This is a genomic window from Pseudomonas sp. GW821-FHT05H12, from assembly GCF_059419385.1.
The window spans coordinates 1-8,408 of record NZ_JBWKRS010000079.1 but is presented as its reverse complement, the minus strand read 5'-3'; the positions used below and the strand labels follow the sequence as shown (position 1 = coordinate 8,408).

10 protein-coding genes are annotated in these 8,408 nt (G+C 63.0%); 9 read left to right on the top strand and 1 reads right to left on the bottom strand.

The features are described 5' to 3' along the window. Positions 1-187 (top strand): hypothetical protein (locus AC07SU_RS30700; RefSeq protein ID WP_494999249.1); only part of this gene is annotated, 187 nt, incomplete at its 5' end. Here AC07SU_RS30700 and AC07SU_RS30695 read toward each other — a convergent pair. Then, positions 172-1,026 (bottom strand): LysR substrate-binding domain-containing protein, encoded by an 855-nt coding sequence (locus AC07SU_RS30695; protein WP_494999248.1) that lies wholly within the window; start codon positions 1,024-1,026, stop codon positions 172-174. The two genes, AC07SU_RS30700 and AC07SU_RS30695, sit on opposite strands and share 16 nt — an antisense overlap. 243 nt (positions 1,027-1,269) lie before the next feature. Between AC07SU_RS30695 and AC07SU_RS30690 the strand changes: the two genes are divergently transcribed. The 8 genes from AC07SU_RS30690 to AC07SU_RS30655 are packed head-to-tail and all read left to right on the top strand — an operon-like array spanning position 1,270 to position 8,332. Further along, positions 1,270-2,091 carry a transporter substrate-binding domain-containing protein gene (locus tag AC07SU_RS30690; RefSeq protein WP_494999247.1) on the top strand — a complete coding sequence of 274 codons (822 nt, stop codon included), beginning with the start codon at positions 1,270-1,272 and terminating at the stop codon, positions 2,089-2,091. Positions 2,092-2,093: 2 nt separating this feature from the next. Continuing rightward, on the top strand, positions 2,094-2,900 hold the full coding sequence (locus tag AC07SU_RS30685) for a transporter substrate-binding domain-containing protein (protein WP_494999246.1): 807 nt from the start codon (positions 2,094-2,096) through the stop codon (positions 2,898-2,900). Then, positions 2,893-4,314 carry an FAD-binding oxidoreductase gene (locus AC07SU_RS30680; protein WP_494999245.1) on the top strand — a complete coding sequence of 474 codons (1,422 nt, stop codon included), beginning with the start codon at positions 2,893-2,895 and terminating at the stop codon, positions 4,312-4,314. Before AC07SU_RS30685 ends, AC07SU_RS30680 begins: the two co-directional genes overlap by 8 nt. Then, positions 4,311-5,513, top strand: coding sequence for an aminotransferase class I/II-fold pyridoxal phosphate-dependent enzyme (locus AC07SU_RS30675; RefSeq protein ID WP_494999244.1), 1,203 nt, complete (start codon positions 4,311-4,313; stop codon positions 5,511-5,513). Before AC07SU_RS30680 ends, AC07SU_RS30675 begins: the two co-directional genes overlap by 4 nt. Continuing rightward, positions 5,510-6,235: an amino acid ABC transporter permease gene (locus AC07SU_RS30670; RefSeq protein WP_494999243.1), complete on the top strand. Its 726-nt coding sequence runs from the start codon at positions 5,510-5,512 to the stop codon at positions 6,233-6,235. Before AC07SU_RS30675 ends, AC07SU_RS30670 begins: the two co-directional genes overlap by 4 nt. Further along, entirely contained in the window at positions 6,225-6,908 is a 684-nt protein-coding gene (locus tag AC07SU_RS30665; protein WP_494999242.1) for an amino acid ABC transporter permease, read from the top strand. Before AC07SU_RS30670 ends, AC07SU_RS30665 begins: the two co-directional genes overlap by 11 nt. Continuing rightward, entirely contained in the window at positions 6,895-7,719 is an 825-nt protein-coding gene (locus AC07SU_RS30660) for an amino acid ABC transporter ATP-binding protein (RefSeq protein WP_494999241.1), read from the top strand. Before AC07SU_RS30665 ends, AC07SU_RS30660 begins: the two co-directional genes overlap by 14 nt. Before the next feature lie 16 nt (positions 7,720-7,735). Next, positions 7,736-8,332 (top strand): cysteine dioxygenase family protein, encoded by a 597-nt coding sequence (locus AC07SU_RS30655; protein ID WP_494999240.1) that lies wholly within the window; start codon positions 7,736-7,738, stop codon positions 8,330-8,332. The last annotated feature ends 76 nt before the right edge of the window (positions 8,333-8,408 follow it).

Genomic DNA, 8,408 nt, shown 5'->3' with positions numbered 1-8,408 from the left:
ACGAATATGCAAAGAGCTTGAGGCAGAAGACTGGATAGCCAGCTTCTTGGCGTCCGCTGCAGGGAGACAGGCCCATGCTTACTTTTGCGCTCTATCAAAAGTGAGCCGCCGTAAGGGCGGAACCTATATCAGCCATCACCCCAATAACGGATATACACCCATCCATCAAAATCACGACAACCCCTGACTCCCCCGAATCAAATCATAAGCCTTGCGCGCAATCGGATTCGCCGTATTCGGCCGAATCCAAAGGTAATACGTGACCTCCGGCAACCGCGGCAACCCATCCGTCTCCCCCAGCACCCGCATATCCGGCCCCAGCATTTCCATACTCCGCGGCGTCACGCCCAACCCCGCCCGAGTCGCCGCTTTAATCCCAATCAAATTCGACGCCAGATACGCCTGGCGCCAAGGAATATTCGCCCGCTCCAACGCCTCCAGCGCATACCGCCGATAAATACTCGGCTCATCCACCAGAATCAGCGGCAACGGCTCACTCGGCTGGTGAATGTACTGCGCCGAACAAATCCACCACACCGGCGACGTCCTCAACGCAAACCCCTCAAGGTTCGGATCCGAGCGCGTAGAAATCACCATATCCACCTTGCCCCGGTGCAAGTCATCCATCAAAAACGGACTGCGCCCCACATCAATCTCCAGCCGCAAGCGCGGAGCCGAACGGGCGATATGGCTAAGAATCGGCGGCAAGATCGTGTCGGCAATGTCATGGGGCGAACCAATGCGCAACACCCCACTCAAGCTGCTCTCACGCAACGAATTCAACGCATCGTCATTCAGCGACAGCATCTGCCGCGCATGCCGCAACAGCTGCAAACCCGGTTCGGTCAGCTGTTTCTGCCGGCCGCGCTTTTCAAACAGGCTCACACCCACCTGCTGTTCCAGGCGTTGCATATGCTGGGTCACGGAGGACTGGGTGCGCGCCAGGTGCGTGCCGGCTTCGGCGAAGCTGTGGTGGTCGACCACGGCGATAAAAGTGCGCAGGAGTTCAAGATCGAGGGTCGACATGGCCATTTCCAGAGGCGTTTTTATATCAAGGACGTGAAGTTAAACATTACAGATTTTAATGTGTTGTTGAAGCGGTTTTTTACAGCGCCCAATAAAACATGGGTTATGCCTTGATGCGAGGTTGCCCATACACGGCAAGTTATAACGATATGAGATATTTGCATTTCCGTTGCCCCCGCACTCTCCCTAGCATGCCCCTCCATCAGGTCGGGGTACGCCGATCATTAGCCAGGGGGAAGTCCAATGATGTTCAAGAAATGGTTGCCGGTGGCCCTCGGCGCGGCAGTGGCCTTGGGGGCAAGTGTGGCGGCGCAGGCCGATGCGACCCTGGACAAGATCGAGCAACGCCATGTGCTGGTGGTCGGCGTGCTGCTGTCCGGTGGCCCGTTCGGCAGCATTGACCCGAGTACCCAGCAACCCAAGGGCTTGAACGTCGACCTGGCCAACGAACTGGGGCGTCAGCTCAAGGCGCAGGTGCAACTGGTGCCGGTATTGCCGGCCAACCGCGTGCAGTTCCTGCAGCAGGGCAAGGTCGATCTGCTGATCGCCAACATGGAGTGGACTGCCGAGCGCGGTGAGATCCTTGGCTTTGTGCCCACGCCGTTTTATCGCATCGGGGGCACCGCTGCTGTGCTCAAGGACAGCAAGATCACCCGCTGGGAAGACCTCAAGGACCAGCCGGTGTGCACCTCCCAAGGCAGCAGCTACGTGAAGCCGTTGACCGAATTCGGCGCCCAGATCAAAGCCTTCAAGAGTTCGTCCGAGTCGCTGTTGGCCCTGCGTGGCAACAACTGCGTGGCCGCCGTGCATGACTCCACCTTGATCAACCCGCTGATCAACGACAGCGCGGAATGGAAGGACTACCGCGCCATCAGCCCGGAGCTGAACCCGGCGCCGTCGGTGATCTGGACCCGTCGCGGCGAGAGCGACACCCAGGCCAAGCTGGACCCGATCGTCAAGGAGCTGCACCGCAGCGGCTGGCTGATCGACGCCCAGACCCGTAACCGCATCAGCCCCGCGTCGCCGGCGCTGGTGGAATTGCAAAAACAGTTCAAGGGCGCCTGAGCATGCACGTCAAAACCTTCGCCGCACTCGGCCTGGCCTTGTGCGCTGGCTTCGCCCACGCCGATGCCACCCTCGACAAGATCCAGCAGCGCCACGCCATCAGCGTGGGCGTGATCCTCAGCGGCCCGCCGTTCGGCACCATTGACCCCAAGACCGGCGAACACCTGGGCTACAACGTGGAGTTGGCCAAGGGCATCGGCCAGGCGCTGGGCGTCGAGACCAAGACCGTGTCCGTATTGGCGCCCAACCGCGTGCAGTTCCTGCAGCAGGGCAAGGTCGACATCCTGATTGCCAACATGCAGTTCACCGAAGAGCGCGCCGAGATCCTCGACTACGTGCCCACGCCCTATGAAGAAGTCGGCGGCGCGGCGTTGATCCGCAAAGGCGCCGGGATCACGCAGTGGGCCGACCTCAAGGACAAACCGGTGTGCGTGTCCCAGGGCAGCAACTTCATCAAACCGCTGCAGGAGACCTACGGCGCGCAGATCAAGGCGTTCCGCAGCCAGTCCGAATCGCTGCTGTCTTTGCGCGGCAACGGGTGCGTGGCGGCGGTGCACGTCAGCCCGACCATGCATGCGTTGCTCAGTGATGCCGAATGGTCCGGTTATGAGATCCCGCTGCCGGGCGACCTGATTCCGTCCAAATCGGTGATCTGGATTCGCAAGGGCGAACACGACACCCAGGCCAAGCTCGATGCCATCGTGCGTGACTGGCACAAGAGCGGTTACCTGATCGCCCTGGGCGAGCGTACCGGTATGGCACCGTCCCAGGCCCTGCGTGATTTGCACGAGCACTACAGCCATGAGTGACGCGTTGTTCGCCACCTTGCAACACCTGCTCGGCGCGGCCCATGTGCAAACCTCTGAAGAGGCCGCGCATTACCTTACCGACAAGCAAGGTCGCTACACCGGCCAGGTGATCGCGGCGGTGCACCCGGCCAACACGGAAGAAGTCGCGGCGGTGGTGCGCGCCTGCGTGGCGTTGAAAGCGCCCATCGTGGTGCAGGGCGGCAATACCGGGTTGATGGCCGGCGCCACGCCGGATGCCAGCGGGCGTTCGGTCTTGCTGTTGCTCGACCGCATGAACCGCGTGCGCAACGTCGACACCGACAACGACACCCTCACCGTGGAGGCCGGCTGCATCTTGCAAAACGTCCAGCAGGTGGCCCGTGATGCCGGTCGCCTGTTCCCGCTGAGCCTGGGCGCCGAGGGCAGTTGCACCCTGGGCGGCAACCTTGGCACCAATGCCGGTGGCACCGGCGTGCTGCGCTATGGCAACACCCGCGAGTTGACCCTGGGCCTGGAAGTGGTGACCGCCGAAGGCGAGATCTGGCACGGCCTGCGCGGCTTGCGCAAGGACAACACCGGCTACGACCTGCGTGACCTGTACATCGGCAGCGAAGGCACTCTGGGCATTATCACGGCGGCCACCCTCAAGCTGTTCCCGCTGCCCAAGGCCCAGGCCACGGCATTTCTGGCCTTTGATGAACTGGCCCAGGCCGTGGCGTTCCTGTCCCATGCCCGGGCAGGGTTCGGTGCGAGCCTCACGGCGTTCGAACTGCTCACGGCGGATTGCCTGGCGTTGCTGCGCGAGCAGTTCCCCGACGGCCCGCAACCGTTCAAAAACGCCGGGCAACCCTGGTTTGCCCTGATTGAACTCTCGGACAACCACGGCGAAAGCCAGGCACGGGAAGCCTTCGAACGGGTGCTGGGCGATGCGTTCGAACACAACCTGCTGAGCGACGCACTGATCCCCGAAAGCCTCGCCCAGAGCGAAGCCCTGTGGCTGTTGCGCGAAAACATGAGCGAGGCGCAGAAGCGCGCCGGGCGCAATATGAAGCACGACATCTCGGTGCCGATTTCCCAGGTGGTGGCGTTCGTCGCGCATACCGACGCGTTGCTGCAGCAACACTTTCCCGGCGTGCGCCACTTCACCTTCGGCCATTTGGGCGACGGCAACCTGCACTACAACGTGGCCCATCCGCTGGATTCGACGGTGGAGGCGCACATGGCCCACTACGCCGAGCTGAGTGCCCTGGTGCACGACAGCGCCCATGCCCACGGCGGTTCGATCAGCGCCGAGCACGGCATCGGCCAGCGCAAGGTCGGCATGCTCAGCCGCTACAAAACCCCAGTGGAGCTGGACCTGATGCGCCGCATCAAACAGGCCCTCGACCCCCATAACTTGCTCAACCCCGGCAAAGTCCTTGAGGTGCAGCCATGACCGTACGCCTGTCCCGGCGCGTGCAGCGGGTGTCGCTGTCGGCCAATGCTGCCGCCAAGTCCCGTGCCACCGAATTGCGTGAGGCAGGGCGCGACATCCTCGACCTCACCACTGGCGAGCCGGATTTCGATACGCCGCAGCACATCAAGCAGGCCGCCTATGCGGCCATCGCGGCGGGCGCGACCAAATACACGCCCACGCCGGGCGTCAAGGCATTGCGCCTGGCGGTGCAGCGCAAGCTGGCCGAGGAAAACCACCTGGACTATCCGTTGTCGTCCATCGTGATCGCCAACGGTGCCAAACAGATCATCTTCAATGCGTTTGCTGCCACCCTGGACGACGGCGATGAAGTGCTGGTCCCCACGCCGTACTGGCCGTCGTTCCCTGACAGCGTGCGTTTCAACGGCGGCGAGCCGGTGTTCATCGAATGCGGGCTGGAGCAGGGCTGCAAATTGCTGCCGGACCAGTTGGAACAGCACATCACCGGGCGCACGCGCTGGCTGATCCTCAATGGCCCGGGCAACCCCAGCGGTGCGGTGTACAGCGACGCCGAGTTGCGCGCGTTGGCGGATGTACTGCGTCGCCATCCCCACGTGCTGGTGCTGCTGGATGAGCTGTACGAACACATTCGCTTTGACGGGCGTCCAGCCCAGAGCCTGTTGAACGTGGCGCCGGACCTGCTGCCGCGCAGTTTGCTGGTGGGCGGTGTGTCCAAGACCTACGCTATGACCGGCTGGCGGATCGGCTTCGGCGCCGGGCCCAAACACCTCACCGACGCGATGGCCGTGGTGCAATCCCAATCCACCTCCGGGGCGTCATCGGTGGGGCAGGCGGCGGCGTTGGCGGCCTACAACGGTGGGCTGGATTTTCTCGCGGAGCAGGTCGCGGCCTACCAGTTGCGTCGGGATATTTTGGTCAAAGCTCTGAAAACCGTCGAAGGTCTGGAAGTGCTCGAACCCCAGGGCGGCTTTTTCGTGTTTTTACACTGCGCCGGGCTGCTGGGGCGCCATCGTCCCGACGGCCTGCGCATCGACAACGATGAGGATGTCGTGGCCTGGTTGCTGGAAGAGGGCGTGGCCGGCGTGGCGGGCAGTGCCTACGGCCTGTCGCCGTGGTTTCGCCTGTCCATTGCCACCGCGACCGACAGTGTGGCCGAAGCCGGGCGGCGCATCGCCGCTGCCTGCGAGAAACTGCAATGATGGAGGCGTTCGTCCACTGGGCTGCAAGCATTGGCCTGAACTACAACTTCCTGCTCGACGCCTACCAGCGCGGCACCCTGGTGCAGGGCGCGTGGACCACCGGCTTGCTGTGTGTGTTCACCATCATCGGCAGCCTGCTGGCGGGCACCGGCCTTGCAGCGATGCTGACCTCGGGCAACCCGTGGCTGGCCAAGCCTGCGCGGGTGTTCATCGAAGTCACGCGCAACACGCCGACCCTGGTGCAGCTGTACTGCGCGTTCCTGGTGTTGAACATGCTGCTGACCCAAGCCGTCGGCGCAGCCAACCCGCTTACGCCGTTCGCCTGGGTGGTCATCGTGATCTCGCTGCACAAAGGCGCGTTCCATGCCGAAGCCTTGCGCGCCGGCATTGAGGCGGTGCCCGCCGTGACCCTGGAAGCCGCCAGCTCCCTGGCCTTCAGCAACCGCCAGTTGTTGTGGAACGTGCAGTTGCCTCTGGCCCTGCGCTTTGCCTTGCCGTCGCTGATCAACAACCTGATCGACCTGGTGAAGATGACCGCCGTGGCCTCGGCGATTGCGGTGGGCGACATCACCTACGCGGCGATCATGATCTGGACCCAGAGTGACAACGTGCTGGAGCTGATGATTCTGATCCTGAGCTTTTTCGGCCTGCTGAGTTTTACCGTCAATTGTGTGGGGCGCTGGCTGGAAGCGCGCCTGAGGATGCCCGGCTATGGCCATTGATTCATTCCCGGTGCTGTCGGCGTTGCTGCAATGGTCGCCGGCACTGGTGGCCGGTTTTGGCCAGAACATCTTGATCAGCGTGGTGGCGATCGGGCTGGGCTCGGTGCTCGGCCTGTTGATCGGCGCGTTGGCCTTGTCTCCGCTGGGCGGTGTTGCGCGGTTGTGGGTGCAAGTGTTTCGCAATGCGCCCTGGCTGGTGCTGATCTATTTCACCACTTACGTGTTCCCGTTCGAGATCCACATTGGCAGCAGCTACGTGTCGTTCCCCGATTGGGTCAAGGTCACCATCGGCCTGGCCTTGCCGGCGAGCGCCAACGTGGCGGAGATCTTTCGCGGCGCCATCGGCTCGATCCCCAGCACCCAGTGGGAGGCTGCGCGTTCACTGGCGTTCACCCGGGGCCAGTTGTTCCGTTCGATCATCCTGCCGCAGTGCTTCAAGCGCATGCTGCCGCCGTGGATGAACCTGTATGCGGTGGTGACCATGGGCACCGCGCTGGCTTCGCTGGTGGGCGTGCATGACGTGATCGACACCGCGCAGATCGCCAGCAACACGGTGAACATGACCGGTTTCACCGTGGTGATCTACCTGAGCCTGCTGGTGCTGTTCTTTGCCTACTGCTACCCGATTTCCCGCCTGACCCAACACCTGGAGCGCCGTTATGCCTTCTATTGAACCCCTGGTGAGCCTGCGGGATGTACACCTGTCGTTCGGCGCCAACCCGGTGCTCAAGGGCATCGACCTGGACGTGCAGCGCGGCCAGGCGGTGTCGATCATCGGCCCGTCGGGCTCGGGCAAGTCCACCATCCTGCGTTGCATCACCGGGCTGTTGCAGCCCCAGCGCGGCAGCATTCGCGTGGGCCAGACCCAGGTCGACACCCTGGCCCAGGAAGCCCAGCGCATCGAGTTGCGCAAGCGCGTGGGCTTTGTGTTCCAGCAGTACAACCTGTTCCCGCACCTGTCGGTGCTGGAAAACCTGGTGATCGCCCCGCGCAAGGTGCTGGGGCGCAGCCGTGCCGATGCCGAGAAAGACGCACGGGCGTTGCTCGCCAAAGTGCGCATGGAACACAAGGCCGACGCCTACCCGGGCCAGCTCTCCGGCGGTCAGCAACAGCGCGTGGCGATTGCCCGTGCCCTGGCGATGCGCCCGGAGCTGATCCTGTTCGACGAAGTGACCTCCGCCCTGGACCCGGAAACCGTCGGCGAAGTGCTGACCGTCATCCGCGAGCTGACCGAAGAGGGCATGACCTGCGTGCTGGTCACCCACGAAATGCGCTTCGCCGAAGAGATCAGCGACGTGGTGTATTTCACCGAAAACGGCGTGATTGTCGAGCACGGCAGCGCGCAGCAGATTTTCCAGCACCCGGCCAGCGAACGCACCCAGACGTTCCTGCGCCATGCCCTGGGCGACACGGGGCGCCGTGGCCCCATCGCCCACGATCCGTACCTGTTGACCAATTTGAGCCGATACAGCCTGTCTGTCTGATAAGAGGAAATGCGTGATGAGTACCGAAAACCGTGCCGACGTGATCGAAGCGTTCTTGCAGCAGATCCGCGTGATCAATCAGCGCGGCGTAGACCGTGCGGCCCTGGTGGAAATCGTCAGTCTGCTGGAAGCCCTGGCCGAACGCCGTGATCTGTTCAACTTCGACGAATTCCCCGCGCCGGTGCCGGGGCAGGGCAGCACCGCCTTTCGCTATCGCCTGAATGACGACGGCGACACGCCGACCCTGTACCTCAATTCGTTGCTGCCGGGCAAAAGTACGATCCCGCACAACCACGAGACCTGGGCGATCATCAGCGCCATCGAAGGCCAGGAGATCAACTACGTCTACGCCCGCAGCGACGAAGGCCGCGAGCCTGGGTTCACCACCCTGAGCCTGGAGAAGGAAGTGATCGTGCAGCCCGGTACGTCGATCTCGTTCCTCGGTGAAGACCTGCACGGCATCAAGGTGGAAGGTGAGCAGGCAACCCTGCATTTCCACTTGTACGGCTTGCCGCTGGAATCGCTCAACGGCCGTTATGGCGTGGAAGCGGACGGTCGCATCCTCAATTACAACGCCTCGCAGATGGCGCCTTCTATCAAAGCATACGCCTGACACAACACCGTCCAATGTGGGAGCTGGGGGGGGGGGGGGGGGGGGGGGGGGGGGGGGGGGGGGGGTGGGGGGGGGG